The following is a 17,236-nucleotide window of genomic DNA, read 5'->3' as shown; positions in this document are numbered from 1 at the left end:
GCTGTTTCTTGCCCGGTGCGCCATCGCCACCTTGGCGACATGGGGGACCTCTTCCAGCTCTTGGCAGTCTCCGCCGTGGTGATGGGCGTGTCGCAGACGCTGTCCCGGGAGCGCATCTTCGCGCCGCTGCGCGCGCGGCTGGGGGGCAAGGACACGTGGCTGGGCTACCTGGCGTCGTGCCCCTATTGCGTGTCGCACTACGTGGCCTTCGTCCTGGTGCCGCTCACGGGGACGAACGTCATTCGAGTGACGGTGGGAGGCTGGCCGGGCTACGTACTCAGTTGGGTGCTGTCCGCGCTGCTCATCACGGTCATCTCGGCTTTCTTCCGGGTGGTGTTCTGGTTCGTGGATGAGACGCAGGGCCTGGTGAAGCGGCGCCAGCGGACGGAAGAGGAGGAGACGGCCACGCGGCGCCTCCATCGCGAGCAGGCGGAGCAGACGCTGAACCACCACGGCCCCGAAACGCGTGAGCCCTCACCGCCCGTGCCGCATTGACGCGGCATGTCGCGTGCCCTCCGTATGGATTGACACGCACGAGGTGGGAGGACGCAACTTCCCTCTGGAAGCTTGAGAAGATGGGGAGAACACCCGTCCCCCACCGGGCAGGAGGCCCTCGTGAGCCCCATCGACCGCAACCGCAGCGCCGTCACCCCTCCGACTGTGAAGGCACCCACCGCGGCTCCGAAGAACCCCCTGGTGGGCGGGGTGGTGGACGCCATCAAGGGCGGCATCGCCGACGTGCCCCGCTTCATCGAGATGGGCAAGGACGTCTTCCAGGCCGCGCATGTGAACGAGCTGAAGCGCATCTTCGGCGGGGATGCGAAGCCGGACCGGATGAATGACGGGAAGTTCGTGGGGGCCAGGGGGCAGACGTTTCCGCCCGGCACGCCGCTGAAGGACGTCCCGGGCGTGACACCATTGGACAACCCGAACCCGTCGAAGACGATTCTCTACGTCAACGGCATCATGACGCCGACGTCGGGGCAGTTGAGTGAGATGCAGGCCATCGCGGAGACGGCGGACGCGAAGGTGGTGGGCATCCACAACGCGACGCAGGGCCTGGTGGCGGACCTGGCGCAGTGTGTGGCGGACAAGCTGGACAAGGGCCGCAACCCCGCCGTGGATACACTGGCGGACACGCTCTACAGCGAGTTGAAGGCGGGCCGTGAGGTGCACCTCATGGGCTACAGCCAGGGTGGCCTCATCACCGCGCGAGCGCTGGATGATGTGGCGAAGCGGCTGCGCATCGAGGACGGCCTGTCCCAGGCGCAGGTGGAGAAGACGCTGGGCAAGCTGAGCGTGGAAACGTTTGGCGCGGCGTCCACGCGGTATGTGGATGGGCCCAGGTATGTGCACTACGTCAACAACGCGGACCCGGTGCCCACGCTCACCGGCCTGGGCGGGAGCATGGACCCGACGGCCTTCCTGAAGGACGCGGGCAAGGGCGCGGTGGTGCACCGGTTCACGGATGGGAATGCCAACCCCATCAGCAACCACATGCTGGATACGCTGTACATGAAGCACCGCGTGGACTTCGACCAGGCTCGGGCGGGGCGGTTCTAAGCGGGGTGCTGTGGCTACACCGGCGTGAACGTCACGCCAGGTGGCCTGGCTTCAGCGAGCCCGCTTGCTCCGTGGCGCTCCCGGCGCGGACGTGGCGACGACGAACTGCCGGTACTGTCGCGGGCTCAACCCCGTCACCTGCTTGAACTGGCGCGACAGCGCGCTCTGGTCACAGAACCCCACCGCCAGGGCAATGGCGGCGATGGGCTGCGCATCCTCCACCAGCCGCTCCGCCGCCGCGTCGATGCGAGTCTTCATGATGAACTGCCCGGCTGACAGCTGGAAGATGCGCCGCATCCGCCGCTCGAACTGCGCCGCGGACATCCCCGCCTGCCGCGCCAGCGAGTCGATGCGCAGCCGCTCCCCATAGTTCGCCTGGATGTAGTCGATGGTCTCCGCGAAGCGCTCGTCCACGAGCCCCGCGCGCCCCGGCTCGTGCACGTCCTTGGACAGACACGCCAGCCCCATCACCTCGCCCGTGGCATCGAACAGCGGCACCTTGCTCGTCAGACACCAGCCCGGCTTGCGGTTGTTGAACAACGTCAGGTCCAGGTTGTCCACGAGCGCGCGCCCCGTCTGGAACACCTTCTCGTCCTGTCGCACGTAGCGGTCCGCCATGTGCTGGGGGAACAGCTCGTGCGCCGTGTGCCCCACCGCCGCCGCCTTGCTCTTCAGGCCACAGCGCTCCGCGCATGCCTCGCTCATGCACACGTAGCGCCCCCGGATGTCCTTCACCGAGAAGACGATGTCCGGCACCCGGTCGAACAGCTCCTCCGCGAACAGCGGATTCGCCACCCGCCCCATGAAGCCCATCCGCCAGTGCTCCAAGGTTTCACGCGTCTTGGTGGTTTCCATTCGTCCCCACATGGGAAAGACACAAGAATGTCACACGTGCTCATGAATACCTTGAACACCGCGTGAAACCCACGTCGGTGTCACTCGAAACGGACGACACCGTGCGGCAAGCCCCCCCATTCGAGGAGCACGAAGCCATGCGCAGTCCAATCGCTGATTGGTGTCGCTGTCACATCGTCCTCGCCATCTGTTGTCTCGCCCTGTTCGCACCCGGAGCGGATGCGCGCCCCGGAGGTCCTCTCCCGGCCGAGCCTGCTCAGCGCGTCCATGGACTGGAGCACGCGCACCAACGCATCCAGCCCGACGAGCGGCAGCCGGATGTCCCCCCGCAGCAGTTGCGTCAGGCGCTCACCCCACCGGCACCGAAGCGCCTTCTGCTGGCGTGTGACACGGCGGCCTTCGGGTCCGCCACCGGCACGGCGCTCGTCACGCTGGTGAAGGGCTCCACGACGGAGTGCATCAACACGCTGTTCAGCGTCACGGGCACGCTCGCCCGGCAGGTGTTCATCGAGAGCAAGATGGTCACCATCGCCAACGCGCTCACCACCAGCTCACAAGGCTATGGGGGCAACAACAACGGCCAGACGCTCCAGCTCATCATGTTCCTGCGCGCGGGGTACTACGTGCAGTACTACGCCCCGGACGTCGTGGGCAGCTACGGCACGGCGCTGGCCAACGCCATCCGCCCAGCCCTGGCCGCCTTCGTGGCCAACAGCCACTTCCGGGACGTCAACGACGACCACGGCGCGGTGCTGCATGAGTTCGTCACGCTCATCGACAGCGCGGGGGAGAACGCGCGGCACCTGGGCACCTTCAAGGGCCTGCTGGACCGCTTCAACGACACCACCCTGGCCTTCTGGTACATGCGCAGCGCCACCAACAACGTCTTCGTCGGGCTGTTCCGCGGCCACTACAACGACGACTTCGTGGCGGCCGTGCAGCAGGACCCGTCCATCATCGACTCGCTGGACTCGTTCGGCCTGCGCACCGAGCACCTGCTGGGCACCGACAACCAGTACCTCTCCGTCAACGCGGCCCGCGAGCTGTCCCGTTTCCTCCAGTATCCGGGGACGCTGCAGACGAAGACGCGCCCCAAGGTGAAGGCGCTCATCACCAGCCACTCGATGATGGGCCCCACCGCGGGCGTCTGGGTGGGCGCTGCGGAGATGGCCGACTTCTACGACGGCGCCAACTGCGCGTACTACGGCATCTGCGACTTCCGGCGGACGCTGGAGCAGGCGGTGCTCCGCGTGACGCACAACTGCGGCGCCACGCTGCGCATGCGCGCCCAGGAGATGACGGCCACCCAGCTCGCGCAGAGCTGCGACCAGCTCGCCACGCAGGAGTCCTACTTCCACGACAAGCTGAAGACGGGCCGCCTGCCCGTCGCCAGCGACAACAACACGTCGCTGGAGATGGTCATCTTCGACAGCAGCCTGGACTACCAGACGTATGCCGGCGCGCTGTTCGGCATCGACACGAACAACGGCGGCATGTACCTGGAGGGAGACCCGGCGGCGTCCGGCAATCAGGCCCGCTTCATCGCCTACGAGGCGGAGTGGGTTCGGCCCGCGTTCGAAATCTGGAACCTGCGCCACGAGTACGTCCACTACCTGGATGGCCGCTTCAACATGAAGGGCGGCTTCGGCGACAGCATCAGCCAGCCCACCATCTGGTGGATTGAAGGGCTGGGTGAGTACGTCTCCAAGAAGGACGACAACGCGTCCGCGGTGGAGCTGGGCACCAGCAAGCGCTTCCAGCTCAGCCAGATTCTGCGCAACGACTACAACAGTGGCACCGAGCGCGTGTACTACTGGGGCTACCTCGCGGTGCGCTTCATGTTCGAGCGCCACCCGGCGCAGGTGGACACCTTCGTCGGCCAGTTCCGCGCGGGGAACTACTCCGGGTATCGCACGTCGCTGGACAGCCTGGGCTCGGCGAACGACGCGGAGTTCCACGAGTGGATTGACTGCGTCTCCACCGCGGCCGACCCGAGCACCTGCGCGAATCCGGGCCCGGGGCCTGGCACCGGCACGCAGTGCACGGGCGCGGACACCCGGATGCTGGACAACGGCTGCTACCGGGGCCCGCTGGCCGGCAACGACATCCAGTACTTCTATCTCTGGGTGCCCGCCGGCGCGCGCAACCTGCGCTTCCAGATGAGCGGCGGCACGGGCAACGCGGACCTCTACGTCCGCGCCAATCAGTGGCCGTCGACGACGGCGTATGACTACCGGCCGTATCTGGCCGGCAACGACGAGGTGGTGGACATCTCCTCGCCGCTGACCGGCGTTTACTACTACGCCATGGTGAGGGCCCGCGCGGCGTTCGCGGGCGTGAAGCTGGAGGCCCGCTTCGACGCGGCGCCGTGAAGCCCGGGGGGACTCCCGGGTGAAGACAGGGCACCTGGGAGTCACTCCTGCTTCAGGACCCCCTCCACCGTTCGCCACAGGTTCAGGGGATTCGCATCGCGCAGCTCCGGCGGGAGCAGTGCGTCCGGCACGTCCTGGTAGCACACCGGCCGCACGAAGCGGCGAATGGCGCCCGTGCCCACGGCGGTGAAGCGGCCATCCGAGCTGGCCGGAAAGGGACCGCCATGCACCATGGCCGGGCAGACCTCCACACCCGTGGGGACACCATTCATCAGCACGCGTCCCACGCGGTCCGACAGCGTGGGGAGCAGCTCGGCGGCCAGCGCCGTGTCTCCCGCGTCCATCATCACCGTCGCGGTGAGCTGGCCTTCCAGGCTGGAGGCCACGCGCACCAGCTCCGCCGCGTCACGCGCCACCGCCAGCACCGCGCAGCTTCCGAACACCTCTTCCGTGAGCGCGCTCTCGGCGAGCACCACGCGGGCCTCCGCCTCGAACAGCGTGGCGGCGCCCAGCGCGGCCTTCGACTCCCCCCGTGCACAGGTCCGCGTGTCCGTGCGAGCGGCGAGACGGCTCACGCCCTCGCGAAAGCGCTCGGCGATGGCGGGCGTCAACATGGGCGCGGCCGAGGCGGCCCCCAGCTTCTCCGCGAGCCGCGCGCGGAAGACCTCGTACCCCGGGCCCTCCACCGCCACGAGCAGGCCAGGCGAGGTGCAGAACTGGCCCGCGCCCTGGAGGATGGACGCGGCCAGCGCGTCCGCCATCGCCTGGGGGCGAGCGGCCAGCGCCTCCGGCAGGAGGAAGATGGGGTTGATGGAGCCCATCTCCGCGAAGACGGGAATGGGGACAGGCCGCGCGGCGGCCAGCGCCATCAGCGCGCGTCCTCCGCCACGAGAGCCCGTGAAGCCGACGGCGCGGATGGCGGGGTGACTCACGAGCGAGGCGCCCACCTCCGTGCCCGCGTCGAACAGGAGCGAGAACACGCCTTCGTGCAGCCCACACGCCGCCACGGCCGCGCGGATGGCCAGGCCCGCGCGCTCCGACGTCGCGGGGTGCGCGGGATGGGCCTTGGCGACGACGGGACAGCCCGCGGCCAGCGCGGACGCGGTGTCACCTCCGGCGACGGAGAACGCGAGCGGGAAGTTGCTCGCGCCGAACACGGCCACCGGCCCCACGGGGCGCAGCAGGGAGCGCAGGTCCGGACGCGGCAAGGGACGGCGTTCGGGCAGGGCCCGGTCGATGCGCGCATCCACCCAACTGCCCTCCGCCAGCAGCCGGGCATACTGACGGAACTGTCCGGCCGCGCGGCCCAGCTCTCCCTGGATGCGCGCGGGGGGAAGTCCGGTCTCCTTTGGTGTCACGGCGAGGAAGTCCGCTTCCGCCGCGAGGAGCGCCTCGGCGACGTGCTCCAGGAACACGGCGCGCTGACGCGAGGACAGCGCCGCGAGTGTGGGGGCGGCCTGCTCCGCGAGCACGCAGGCCCGCTCCACCTCCTGGGGCCGCGCGCCGTGGAAGCGAGGCTCGAGCGCCACGCCCTCCGCGGGATTCCAGCCGGTGAACGTCGGCCCACCGGGCTCGCCGCGTTCGGCGCCAATCAAGGACAGTCCCATCCAGCTCATTCGGCGACCTCACTCCGGGAGGGGCCCATCGCCCCTCCAGCTTCGCTACAGGACACTTCGCGACGGGGCACTACAACGCGGGCCGGTTCGCCAGGGCCTCGCGCAGCACGCGCAGGCACTCCTCGCGCTCGGCACCCGCCAGCTCCAGCCGAGGCCCACGCACCCGCTCGTGGCCCCAGCCGACTTCCTGCTGGACCAGCTTGATGAGCTGGATGAACTTGGTGACGGTGTCCAGGCGCAAGAGCGGCAGGAACCAGCGGTACAGCTCGAACGCGGCCTGCTTCTTTCCGGCGAGAGCCAGCTCGAGCAGTCGCACGGACTCGGCGGGGAACGCATTGACCAGCCCCGCCACCCAGAAGCGCGCGCCCGCGTCCACGCCCTCGACGAGGCAGTCGTCCACGCCCACGCCCACGGCCAGCCGGTCTCCCAGGAGGGCGCGAATGGCGGTGACGCGACGGGCGTCGGTGGAGGACTCCTTCACGGCGACCGCGTTGTCATGCTCGGCGGCCAGCTCCGCGAGATGGGCGGGGATGAAGTCCGTCTTGTAGGCGACGGGGTTGTTGTAGAGCAGGCACGGCAGCTTCGTGGCGCGAAGGACGGCGGAGATGTGGGCCTTCATCTCGCGCCAGTCGCTGGAATAGACATACGGGGGCAACACCATCAGCCCGGCGCAGCCCGCCTCCTCCGCGGCGCGAGCCAGCCGCACGGCCTCCGCCGTGGACAGGGCGGCGATGCCCGGGATGACGGGCGCCTTTACCGCATCCACGCACGTGCGCATCACCGCGGCCTTCTCCTCCATGCTCAGCGTCGCGCCCTCGCCCAGTGAGCCGCAGGGGATGATGCCGGTGCAGCCCTGCGACACCAGCCAGCGCACGTGTGAGCGCACCACGCCGTGGTCGACGGACAGGTCCGTGTTGAAGGGGGTGGTGATGGCGGGGAGGACACCAGTCCAGAGGTTCATGACTCTCTCGTGTGGGTAGAGGAAACGTCCGAGGGAAGGCGCAGGCTGCCGATGCGCGCGGGAAGACACGGTGGGCGCACGTCCTCGCCCGACCAGCCGAAGAGGGTTTGCGCCGCCGTGCCGCAGGTGCGGCCCTGACAGGCGCCCATGCCCAGCCGGGCGTACAGCCGGGCCTCGCGCAGGTTCTGACAGCCCTCCAGCGCGGACAGGGGCACGTCCTCGCAGCGGCACAGCAGCGTGTCCGGCGTGGCCAGTCGTCGCAGCTCCGCGCGTGGAGCGTCATGCCGCGCGAGCTGGGCGGCGAACGCGCGGACGCGATGCCAGGTGCGCTCCAACTCGACGGGGATGGGTTGCTCCGCGGCGACGAGTCCGGCCAGCTCTCCGGTGACGAGCGCCTGGTCCACGCCGCCGATGCCGAGCAGCTCGCCCACGGCGTGGACCTTGGGGACGCGCGTCTCCAGGCGCTCGTTCACGACCACCGCGCCGGCCGAGGTCTCACAGCCCAGCAGCCGGGCCACTTCTAGATTGGGCACGAGCCCGTAGGCCGCGCCCAGGTAGTCGCACCGCAACTGTTCCTCGCGACCGCGCACGGCCAGGCGGACCGACTCCACCCGGTCCTCGCCTTCGGCGGCGATGACCCAGGCGTCCGTGGACGTGGGCACGCGGATGAGCGCCGCGGACATCAAGGCGCCTTGGAGCAGCTTGGCCGGGTGCCGCCAGAGCTGGAGGGCGAAGCCCCAATGGCTCGTGGCGGAGGCCTGCTCGGCGATGTAGAGGACCTCGCCACCGTGGGCGTGAATCGTCGCGGCGGCGGCGAGCAACAGCGGGCCCGTGCCGGCGAGCACCACGCGCTTGCCGCGAATGGGGAGGCCATCCTTGACGAGCACCTGGAGGCCGCTGACGCCCAGCACGCCCGGCAGTGTCCAACCGGGGAACGGGAGGAAGCGCTCGCGTGCGCCGGTGGCGAGCACCGCGCGGCCGTAGCGCACCGCGAACGAGGAGGCGCCCTCTTCGACCAGGAGCACTCCCGGCTCGGGCGCGGCGACGACGCGGGCGCCTGGACGGAAGCGAGCGCCCGACGCGGCGAAGCGGGTGAGCCACCGGCGCGCGAGGCGATTCGCGCCCTTTCGGGCCTCGCCTCTCCAGACCTGGCCCCCGGGCTCGGGCTGGGTGTCGAGGACGAGCACCTCCAGCCCCGCCTCGGCCGCACGGCAAGCGGCGGCGAGTCCGCCAGGTCCGGCGCCGACGACCACGAGGTCACAGGCCTCACGCATCGGTCACCACCTCCTGGTCCTCATGGCACGGTGTCAGACACATGAGGACCTCGGGCACACCATCGATGGTGGCTCGGCACTCGAAGCAGACGCCCATTCCGCAGAGGGGCCCGCGGGGGCGCCCGCTCAAGTCGGCGCGACTGACGAAGCTGTCCGTCATCGCCAGCGCAGCCGCGACCGACGTTCCCACCGGTACTGTGACAGCACGTCCGTTGATGCGCAGGGTGACGCGCGTGGTGGCCTTCGACGCGGGCTCACGCATGAGCGACCTCCCGGGAGGACACCGTCAGGAAGCGCGCGGGTGAATACGGACGCGCGTCGATGGCGCTGGTGCGCCCGAGCAGTTGGTCCGCCACCAGTCGCGCACTGCCCGTGGCGGTGGTGATACCGAGCCCCTCATGGCCACAAGCCAGCCAGAGCCACGGCTTCTCTGGATGAGGCCCCAGCAAGGGCAGACCATCGGGTGTCGCCGGACGCAGCCCTGTCCAGACGCGCAGGGCCTGCAAGCCATCGAGCCCCGGAAGGAACATGGCCGCGCGCTTCAGCATGCGCTCCAGGAGCGCCGCGTCCACCTCGCGCGTCGCATCGCCCGGCTGTCGCGACGAGCCCAGCAAAAGTTGCCCCGTGACACGCGGCTGGGCATTGAACGCCACGGAAGCGCCGTCCGTGCCGTGCGCGCTCTTGAGGTAGCCCAACTCCACCAGTTGGTGATGCACCACGGGCGCCCCGCGCCGGGTGATGAGCAGGTGTCCCTTGCGCGGAGAGATGGGCAGCCCAGGGCAGAGTGCGGGACTGGCCACGCCCGCCGCGAGCACGATGTGCCGTGCTGTCAGCACCTCCCCATGGGAGAGCACGACGCTTCCCGGGCGCAGCTCCCGAACCGGACACCCCGTCATCAGCCGCGCACCCCGAGCCTGGGCACGCAGCGCGAAGGTCCGCGCGGCGAGCGGCGGATACAGCACGGCATCATCCACGACACGCAGCGCCCCCACGAGTCCCGGAGCAAGCGCGGGCTCGGCCTCATGGAGCGCCGCGCTGTCGAGCACCTCGGTACGGACACCCGCGGCGCGGTAGTTGGCCACCTTCGCGGAGACAGCGGCCATCTCCTCGTCATCGGCGGCGAGCCAGAGGGTGCCACACGCGTCGTACTCCACCGCGCGAGGCAGCCCATCCGCGAGTTCACGCCACAACGACACGGACCACGACGTCAGCGCGAGCTCCGCCGCGTTGTCATCCATGGCCACCAGGTGGCCCATGCCGCACGCCGTCGTCCCCGCACCGATGGACCGCGCCTCGACGAGCGCCACCGATACGCCGTCGGCGCTGAGCACATCCGCGAGCGCCGCGCCGACGATGCCACCGCCGACGATGACGCAGTCGAAGGCGTTCATCCGATGCCCCAGGCAAAGGGGTCCGTCGGGTCCACCAGCAACGTGGCCTCCGCGTTGACGGACGCGGTGCCGGTGATGGTGGGCAGGATGCGCGCACCGTCACGGACGTAGCGCGCCTCGAAGCGACTGCCGAGGATGCTCTCCTGCACCCACGTCGCGCCTTCCGCGAGCACACCCTCGGCGGCCAGACACGCGACCTTCGCGCTCGTCCCGGTGCCACAGGGCGAGCGGTCATAGGCCAGCCCTGGACAGAGCACGAAGTTGCGAGCATCCACCCCCGGCGTCGGAGAGGGGGCGTACAGCTCGACGTGGTCGATCTCCGCGCCGCCCTCCCCGGTGATGCCCTGGTCCGAGAGCGCCTGCTTGATGGCGGAGGTGTACGCCAGGAGCGCGGGAGTCCGTGACAGCTCCAGCGGCAGATGCGTGGCGCGGGAGAGGAAGAACCAGTTGCCGCCCCAGGCGATGTCGCCGCGCACCTCGCCATGTCCCGGCACGGACACCGCCACGTCATGCGCCCACCGGTAGCTCGGCACATTGGCGATGCTGACGCGCCCATCCGGATGCAGCGTGGCCTTCACCACGCCAACGGGAGTCTCCAGCGAGTGGACGCCAGGACCGATGCGCCCCAGGTACTCCAGCGTCTTCACCACGCCGATGGTCCCGTGGCCGCACATCCCGAGATAGCCGATGTTGTTGAAGAAGATGATGCCGGCGACGCTCGACGCACTGGCAGGCGGACACAGCAGCGCGCCCACCATGACGTCGGACCCACGGGGCTCGCAGACGATGGCCTTGCGAAAGGCGTCGAACTTCTCGCGGAAGCGCTCGCGCAGGCTCGCCAGGTCGCCCGCTCCCAGCTCCGGGCCTCCGTCCGTCACCACGCGCGTGGGCTCTCCCCCGGTATGACTGTCGATGACACGAATGCGCCGCATGCGAGCCGCTCCCGCTACCTGGGCCTCTCATGCGCCACCCTAGGAGTCCCGGGGTGCTATTTCTTGAGAGATTCGGCCGCACTCGCGAGGCAATCACGCAAATGCGGCAGCGAGCAGTCACCCTCGGGGCCACCCGCCGGGGACACGCGCGCCCGCGGGGAGGTGCCGATGGTCGGGGCTCACCACAGTCCCTGCTGGCGCAGCAGCTCCGCCAGCGGGTGCGCGCCCAGCCCGTGCGCGTCGAAGAGCTGGCCCGCGACCTCGTGTGTGGGGTTCTTCCACACGATGCGCTCCGGCCTGTCCTCGCGCGTGTTGCCACACAGCAGGAGCGACGCCCTCAGTGTCTCGGCGGACGGAAACAGCGTGTGCTCGAAGAGGAGCGGATTCTGGCTGGTGAGAAATACCTGCCGTGCCCCCAGCTCCCGCATGCTCGCTTCCACCCAGCGCGGATGCAGCCCATTGCCCAGCTCGTCCGCGATGGCGAAGTCCTCGTTCACGTCCAGGTAATAGAGCAGTGACAGCAGCCGCTTCTGCCCGAAGCCCAACGCCTCGTGCGTCAGCACCCGGCCATCGCGCCGAGTGAATTCGAAGCCAAAGCCCCCAAAGCCCACGCGCCCGCCGTTCTCGAACGACCGCTTCTCCAGCACCTCCACGCGGAAGCGGCCCGCCTCAAGGCCCGCCAGCGCCACGAACTTCGCCAGGAAGCTGCCTTCGCGCGCGTCGTGCGTCAGCTCCAGCACGTCCGTAACGGATGGCTGCTCCATCTGCTCACGCAGCCACCCTGGCATCCACGTGGGCAGTGCCATCAGCCCCAGCGGGAACACTTCGCCGTCCCGCACCTCCATGGCATAGCGGATGGCGCCGATGCGTTCGAACATCCCCAGCGCTTCATCGAAGCGCTGCGGCGCCAGCAGGAACGTGCGGCGCAGCAGCTCCTTGAGCCGCTCCTTCATCCCCGCGTCGATGTACTGCGCCGTCATGAACAGCAGGGTCCACACCGACCGGTCCAGCAGCGACCAGTGCATGCTCCGAGACCACACGGCCTCGCCGTCCACCTTGCAGTCCATGCCCGCCGCGTCCGCACGCATCACCAACCTGGCCGACGGCGAATGGAGCTGCACGTCCACTTCGATGCGCGGGTGCAGCGAGGAGTCCAGCGCGGGCGTGCGCAGCGGCATCAGCGCGGAGCCCTTTCTCGGAGGGGCCTCCGCGTCTGGCGCTGGCGCGTTCTCCTCGTTCCGGACGAAGACGTGCAGCTTCATGCCCGGAAACGCCAGGTCGTACTCCAGCGCGAACGGCTCGTGGATGAGGCCGGAGAAGTCCGAGCCGAGCACCGTGGAGATGAGCTCCAGCAGCGTCGTCCTGCCGGTGCCGTTCTCCCCCAGCACCAGATTGCACGACGGGCTGAACACCAGCGAGGTGCCAGGGACGACGTTCCGGTAGTGATGGACCTCGAGCCGCGTGAGCTTCATGGGCCTCCTCGGCGCGCAGCATGGCCAGTGTGGGCGCGCGGGGGAACCGCGCAATGTCACGGAATGTCCACCTCCTTTCGTGTGTAGTGGGCGCCCGAGCCCCTCCCTGGCAGGTCGCCGCATGACGCGGTGCAGGCCAAGGTGGAACGTGAGGTGGAGCGAGACCTCGTCTATACACTCCGCCGGCTCTGCGACCCCTCCGGGTCGGAAAGGACGAAGTGAGGACGATGAAGAACCAGCTTCTCAGCTGTATGGCCTCCGCGCTCATGACCCTGTCGGCGATGCCCGCGCTGGCTCAGCTCAAACTGCCGGCCGCCAGCCCCGCGGCGAAGGTGACGCAGGAGGTGGGCGTCTCCGAGATTTCCGTCGAATATTCCAGCCCCGCGGTGAAGGGCCGGAAGGTCTGGGGCGAGCTGGTCCCCAACGACAAGGCCTGGCGCAGCGGCGCCAACTCGGCGACGAAGATTACCTTCAGCCACCCTGTCACCTTCGGTGGCAAGGCCGTTCCGGCGGGCTCCTACGCCATCGTCAGCCTGCCCTCGCAGAAGGGTTGGAAGGTGATGCTGAACACGGACCTGGGCCTGTGGCGGGGCGGCGCGCCCTACGACACCTCCAAGGACGTGGCCTCGGTGAGCGCCACCACCACGGAGATTCCGTCGCGTGAGCGCCTGACGTACCTCTTCACCGACACCACGGACAACAGCACGCGGCTGGACCTGGAGTGGGAGAAGCTGCGCGTCTCCGTCCCCATCACGGTGGACACGGCGGCCATCGCGAAGGCCAACATCGCGGAGGCGCAGAAGGGCATTGCCGGCATGCACGTGAGCGCCGCCTCCTACGTGGCGGAGACCACCAAGGACTACGCCGCCGCGCTGAAGCACGCCGACGCGGCCGTGGCCGCCAACGCCACCTGGTACAACCACTGGGTTCGCGCGGGCGTCCTGTCGCAGATGGGCAAGTACAGCGAGGCCCGCAAGGCCGCGCAGACCGCGTGGGACCTGGGGCAGAAGGACAAGAACTTCTTCTACCGTGACCAGGTCTCCAAGGCGCTGGCGGAGTGGAAGAACAAGAAGTAGCCAGCCGCTCCCCGGGGCTCCTCAGCGACGGAGGGGCCCCGTCAGGAGCCGACGGTAGAGCGCCTCGTAGCGGTCGATGGCGGGTTCCTTCTGGAAGCGTTCCAGGACCTGTGCCCGCGCGCGGTGTGAGAAGCCCTGCCAGCGCTCCGCGTCCTCGACCAATGTGAGCACGTGCCGGGCCATGGCCGGGACGTCACCCAGCGGCGCCAGGAAGCCCGTCTCCCCATGCGTGACGAGCTCCGGGATTCCGCCCAGGTCGCTGGCCACCACGGGAATGCCGCAACTGAGCGCTTCCAGCGCGGCGAGCCCGAAGCTCTCCTGCTCGCTGGGGAGCAGGAAGACGTCGGAGGCGGCGACCAGCTCCTCGAAGCGGTCCTGCTTGCCGAGGAACGCGACGCGACCCTCCAGGCCCATCTCCCGCAGCATCCGCTCCGCGGGCGAGCGCTCCGGACCGTCTCCCACCATCACCAAACGGCAGGGACGGTGGCGGTGGACCTCGGTGAAGATGGCGACCACGTCGGTGATGCGCTTCACCGGCCGGAAGTTGGAGACGTGGATGAGCACCGGCTCGTGGTCACGCAGGGCCGGGAAGAGCGCGCGCAGGCAGGCGCGGTCTCGCACCGGGGCATAGCGGGCGGTGTCCACGAAGTTGGTGATGACGTCGATGGGGACGCTCTCGGGAATGTCGAAGCCCCGCCACGTCGCGCGGCGCAGGTAGGCCGACGGCACCGTCACCGCGTCGCTTCGGGTGATGGAGAAGCGCGTAATCGGCAGGTAGCTGGGGTCGATTCCCACCAGCGTGGTGTCCGTCCCGTGCAGCGTGGTGACGACTCGCGGCGCCTTGTGGCCCAGCACCTCGCGCGCCATCCACGCGGCGGTGGCGTGGGGCACCGCGTAGTGGACGTGCAGGATGTCCAGGCGCTCGTAGCTGGCGACCTCAATCATCTTGGAGGCCAGGGCGATGGGATAGGTGCCGGACTGCTGGAGCGCCGGGTAGTCGCTCTCCGTCACCTCGTGGAAGACGACCTTCCGGTTCGCGCCATGGAGGCGTACCGGCAGGTCCCGAGCGATGAAGTGGACGCGGTGGCCCCGGTCCGCCATCGCGAGGCCAATCTCCGTGGCGACCATGCCGCTGCCACCGAAGGTTGGAAAGCAGGTGATGGCCACGTTGAGCGGGGCGTTCATGTGCGTGACGGGAAGAACAGGGGCTTGGCGAAGCTATTCCTGCGAAAATGGTCGAGCGGGTCGGCCAGTCCCAACGCCTCGCGGAGGATGTAGGGCTCGCCGTGGGTGACGCCAATCTGCGCGCCATGGAAGCGATCCCTGGCTTCCAGCGAGGACACCGACAGCGGTGAGCCCACCAGCGTGGGCGGGGCGTCCGGACGGGGCAGCACCTGGCTGGCATAGCAGTGCACCGCGGCCAGCTTGCGCTCGTAGACGGCGGAGACGTCGACGATGACGCTGGGCTCGGCCAGGTGCCGCATCGGGTAGTAGAGGACCTGCCGCGGCATGAAGGGCTCCGCGGCGGGCTCCGCGTCGAACTTGCGCACGCCTGCGAAGAAGAGGGCGCGCGTCACCAGCGCACTGGCGGCCTCGTGGTCCGGGTGGCGCTCCTGTTCCCAGGGCACGATGACCAGCTCCGGACGCAGGCGGCGCAGCGCTTCCACCACGCGGGCCACGCCAGCGGTGCGGGCGCGCTCGGGCTCGGGCGTGTCGAAGCCCGCCCACGGATTGAGCCAGCCGTCGGGCAGCTCCAGGTTCTCCCGGTGGGCCAGCCCCAGCGCGCGGGTGGCGGCTTCCGTCTCCTCCGCGCGGGACTGGAGTGTGCCGCGCGAGCTCTTCTCGCCGCGCGTCAGGTCGACGATGCCGGTGCGGTAGCCATGGGCGGCCATGCTCGCCAGCAGCCCGCCGCAGAACAGCTCCACGTCATCCGGGTGGGGGCCAAAGGCGAGGACGTCGATGCCGTAGGCGGTGCCGTTCGCACTCATGGCGTCAGGTCCTTCGAGTCACCGGAGAAGGGGACACACGCGTCCAGCACCCCCTTCGTGAGCGCACGCATCCCGATGCGGCAGGCGAAGTAGGGCAGCCCGAGGATTCGCTCCTGGGGCGCGTCCTCCGGGAAGAGGAAGGTGCGCAGGCGGTCCACCTGTTCGGCCGCGGTGGCATCACGCCGGGCGAGCGCGCGGCGGTAGCGGCCCGTCAGCCGGGACACCGCGACACGCACCGTGCCCTGGGTGCGGCGCAGCGCGTCCTGGAGGTTCGCGTCCACCGCGGACACCTGCCCGGCGACGCGCTCCAGCTCGGAGGCGAATGCGCCGAAGAGGCGGGCCTCCAGGGCCTCGGGTGTCTCCAGCGACTCCGGGGCATCACGCGTGGCCAGCCGCGTGAGCAACGCGTCGCGCGGTACGTTCACCTCATCCGGCTGGAGCCCCACCTTGCCCAGCCACCGTCGCGTGCGGTCATCGAGCACGCGGAAGCGGGCCCGGGGAATGGCGAGCGGCATCGGACGTCCCGCGTGGGCGTAGAGCGGTGCCAGTTGCGCGAAGTAGGCCAGCTCGCCCGGGCCGCCGACATACGCGGCCGTGGGGAGCCAGGTGTCCTGGAGGAGGGGGCGCAGCAGCGCGGACGTGGTGAAGCGCAGCGGCTCTCGCTCCAGGGCGGCATGCAGCGCGTCCTGGGTGATGGCGCTGCTTTCGGGGTGACCCACCAGGCTCCAGGCGCCCGCTTGCGCCGGGTCCAGCCGGTAGCGCGGGCCATCGAGCGCATCGGGTGAGAAGAAGCTGAGCGGCGAGCCCGGACGGACATGGACCTGCACCGTGTAGCCCGCGCGGGTGAGCGCCTCCGCGCGGGCCGCGAGCACCGAGGAGAGTGCCCCCGCTTCCTGGAGGGCGAAGCGGTGCACGGGCGCGGCGAGTGGCGCCAGTCGTGCGTCTCTCGGGTCGATGAAGACGAGTCCCTCGTCGGCGAAGAGGGAGGACAGGACGTCGGTGAAGGCTCCCGCGAGCGTGGCTTCAGGGCGGTAGGCCCGCTCCAGCAGGGAGAGGAATTCCTCCGCATGGGGTTCTGCTTCCAGCTCGGCGCGGAGGGTGGCCAGGGCGGGGAGGACGCTCGGTCCAAGGTGGCGGTGGGCGATGGGCGCTCGAGACGTTGCTGCATCCGGAAGCTCGAGCGCCAGGCGACATGGCCCTCCGCCCGGACGTGGGATGACACAGTGGTCAATCTCCGGGAGGTCGTGGTCCTCCGTCTGGAGCCAGAAGACGGGAACACAGGCCCGGCCGGTTTCTTCCTGAAGCGCGCGCGCCGTGACGATGGCGGATGCGGCCTTGTAGAGCGTGTACAGCGGCCCCAGGAAGAGGCCCATCTGCTGCCCCGTCACCACCGCCACGGTGCCAGGCTTCGCGAGCAGCGCGAGGTTGCGCTCCCGCGCGGGACTGGGCGGGAGGCGCGCGTTCTGCGCACCGAGGACGTCCAGCAACGCGGGCGGCACCGCGCGCGACGCGGCGGCGGCCACGGCCCGGGCGCGCGCTTCACGGTGTCGATAGTCGTCGGGAAGGAAGGAGAGCGCGGACGCATCTCCGCGAAGCCACGCGGTCGAGAACGGGGACGTCACGGCATGCCGTGATAACAGGTCGCGGCGGGCGCGCCACCGGAAGTGCACGCTTGCACGTCATGTGCGGCCGTGACGGCGTGTGTCATCCCGGGGCGAACGCGAGCCGCGCGCAGG

Annotated in this window: 15 protein-coding genes; 4 read left to right on the top strand and 11 right to left on the bottom strand. The window is 69.6% G+C overall.

What is annotated here, in order from left to right; all coding sequences use genetic code 11:
• A partial coding sequence (locus tag FL344_RS16065; protein WP_228565095.1) for a hypothetical protein occupies nucleotides 1-495 on the top strand: 495 nt, incomplete at its 5' end.
• Between the two features lie 72 nt (nucleotides 496-567).
• Nucleotides 568-1,563: a hypothetical protein gene (locus FL344_RS16060; protein WP_141619149.1), complete on the top strand. Its 996-nt coding sequence runs from the start codon at nucleotides 568-570 to the stop codon at nucleotides 1,561-1,563.
• 51 nt (nucleotides 1,564-1,614) lie between these two features.
• Here FL344_RS16060 and FL344_RS16055 read toward each other — a convergent pair whose 3' ends face one another.
• On the bottom strand, nucleotides 1,615-2,418 hold the full coding sequence (locus tag FL344_RS16055; protein ID WP_228557879.1) for an AraC family transcriptional regulator: 804 nt from the start codon (nucleotides 2,416-2,418) through the stop codon (nucleotides 1,615-1,617).
• Between the two features lie 137 nt (nucleotides 2,419-2,555).
• Between FL344_RS16055 and FL344_RS16050 the strand changes: the two genes are divergently transcribed.
• A complete protein-coding gene (locus tag FL344_RS16050) occupies nucleotides 2,556-4,790 on the top strand; it encodes a M9 family metallopeptidase (protein WP_141619148.1) in 2,235 nt (744 codons plus the stop codon).
• A 41-nt stretch (nucleotides 4,791-4,831) separates the two neighbouring features.
• On the opposite strand, the gene FL344_RS16045 is transcribed toward FL344_RS16050, so the two are convergent.
• The 7 genes from FL344_RS16045 to FL344_RS16015 all read right to left on the bottom strand — a co-directional run bounded on the left by FL344_RS16045 (nucleotide 4,832) and on the right by FL344_RS16015 (nucleotide 12,436).
• Nucleotides 4,832-6,406 carry an aldehyde dehydrogenase (NADP(+)) gene (locus FL344_RS16045; protein WP_141619147.1) on the bottom strand — a complete coding sequence of 525 codons (1,575 nt, stop codon included), beginning with the start codon at nucleotides 6,404-6,406 and terminating at the stop codon, nucleotides 4,832-4,834.
• A 70-nt stretch (nucleotides 6,407-6,476) separates the two neighbouring features.
• Nucleotides 6,477-7,367, bottom strand: coding sequence for a dihydrodipicolinate synthase family protein (locus FL344_RS16040; RefSeq protein WP_141619146.1), 891 nt, complete (start codon nucleotides 7,365-7,367; stop codon nucleotides 6,477-6,479).
• On the bottom strand, nucleotides 7,364-8,641 hold the full coding sequence (locus FL344_RS16035; RefSeq protein ID WP_141619145.1) for an FAD/NAD(P)-binding oxidoreductase: 1,278 nt from the start codon (nucleotides 8,639-8,641) through the stop codon (nucleotides 7,364-7,366). Before FL344_RS16035 ends, FL344_RS16040 begins: the two co-directional genes overlap by 4 nt.
• Entirely contained in the window at nucleotides 8,634-8,903 is a 270-nt protein-coding gene (locus tag FL344_RS16030; RefSeq protein WP_141589912.1) for a (2Fe-2S)-binding protein, read from the bottom strand. The genes FL344_RS16035 and FL344_RS16030 overlap by 8 nt, the downstream gene beginning before the upstream one ends.
• A complete protein-coding gene (locus FL344_RS16025) occupies nucleotides 8,896-10,032 on the bottom strand; it encodes an FAD-binding oxidoreductase (RefSeq protein WP_141619144.1) in 1,137 nt (378 codons plus the stop codon). Before FL344_RS16025 ends, FL344_RS16030 begins: the two co-directional genes overlap by 8 nt.
• Nucleotides 10,029-10,964, bottom strand: coding sequence for a proline racemase family protein (locus FL344_RS16020; protein ID WP_141619143.1), 936 nt, complete (start codon nucleotides 10,962-10,964; stop codon nucleotides 10,029-10,031). The genes FL344_RS16025 and FL344_RS16020 overlap by 4 nt, the downstream gene beginning before the upstream one ends.
• A gap of 179 nt (nucleotides 10,965-11,143) precedes the next feature.
• A complete protein-coding gene (locus tag FL344_RS16015) occupies nucleotides 11,144-12,436 on the bottom strand; it encodes an AAA family ATPase (protein WP_194863128.1) in 1,293 nt (430 codons plus the stop codon).
• A 251-nt stretch (nucleotides 12,437-12,687) separates the two neighbouring features.
• Between FL344_RS16015 and FL344_RS16010 the strand changes: the two genes are divergently transcribed.
• Entirely contained in the window at nucleotides 12,688-13,512 is an 825-nt protein-coding gene (locus tag FL344_RS16010; protein WP_228565093.1) for a DUF2911 domain-containing protein, read from the top strand.
• A gap of 21 nt (nucleotides 13,513-13,533) precedes the next feature.
• On the opposite strand, the gene bshA is transcribed toward FL344_RS16010, so the two are convergent.
• From bshA to bshC, 3 genes are read right to left on the bottom strand one after another with little or no spacing between them, the layout of a single operon-like run.
• A complete protein-coding gene (bshA, locus tag FL344_RS16005) occupies nucleotides 13,534-14,697 on the bottom strand; it encodes an N-acetyl-alpha-D-glucosaminyl L-malate synthase BshA (protein ID WP_141619140.1) in 1,164 nt (387 codons plus the stop codon).
• The gene (gene bshB1 / locus FL344_RS16000) at nucleotides 14,694-15,500 is read right to left on the bottom strand and encodes a bacillithiol biosynthesis deacetylase BshB1 (RefSeq protein WP_141619139.1); all 807 of its coding nucleotides are present in this window, start codon (nucleotides 15,498-15,500) and stop codon (nucleotides 14,694-14,696) included. The genes bshA and bshB1 overlap by 4 nt, the downstream gene beginning before the upstream one ends.
• Nucleotides 15,497-17,170, bottom strand: coding sequence for a bacillithiol biosynthesis cysteine-adding enzyme BshC (gene bshC, locus FL344_RS15995; protein WP_194863127.1), 1,674 nt, complete (start codon nucleotides 17,168-17,170; stop codon nucleotides 15,497-15,499). Before bshC ends, bshB1 begins: the two co-directional genes overlap by 4 nt.
• Between the last annotated feature and the right edge of the window lie 66 nt (nucleotides 17,171-17,236).

This window comes from Myxococcus sp. AB036A, assembly GCF_006547355.1.
GTDB classification, from domain to species: domain Bacteria; phylum Myxococcota; class Myxococcia; order Myxococcales; family Myxococcaceae; genus Myxococcus; species Myxococcus virescens.
Note: the sequence above shows the minus strand (reverse complement) of the source record. Positions and strands in the feature narration are given on the sequence as shown.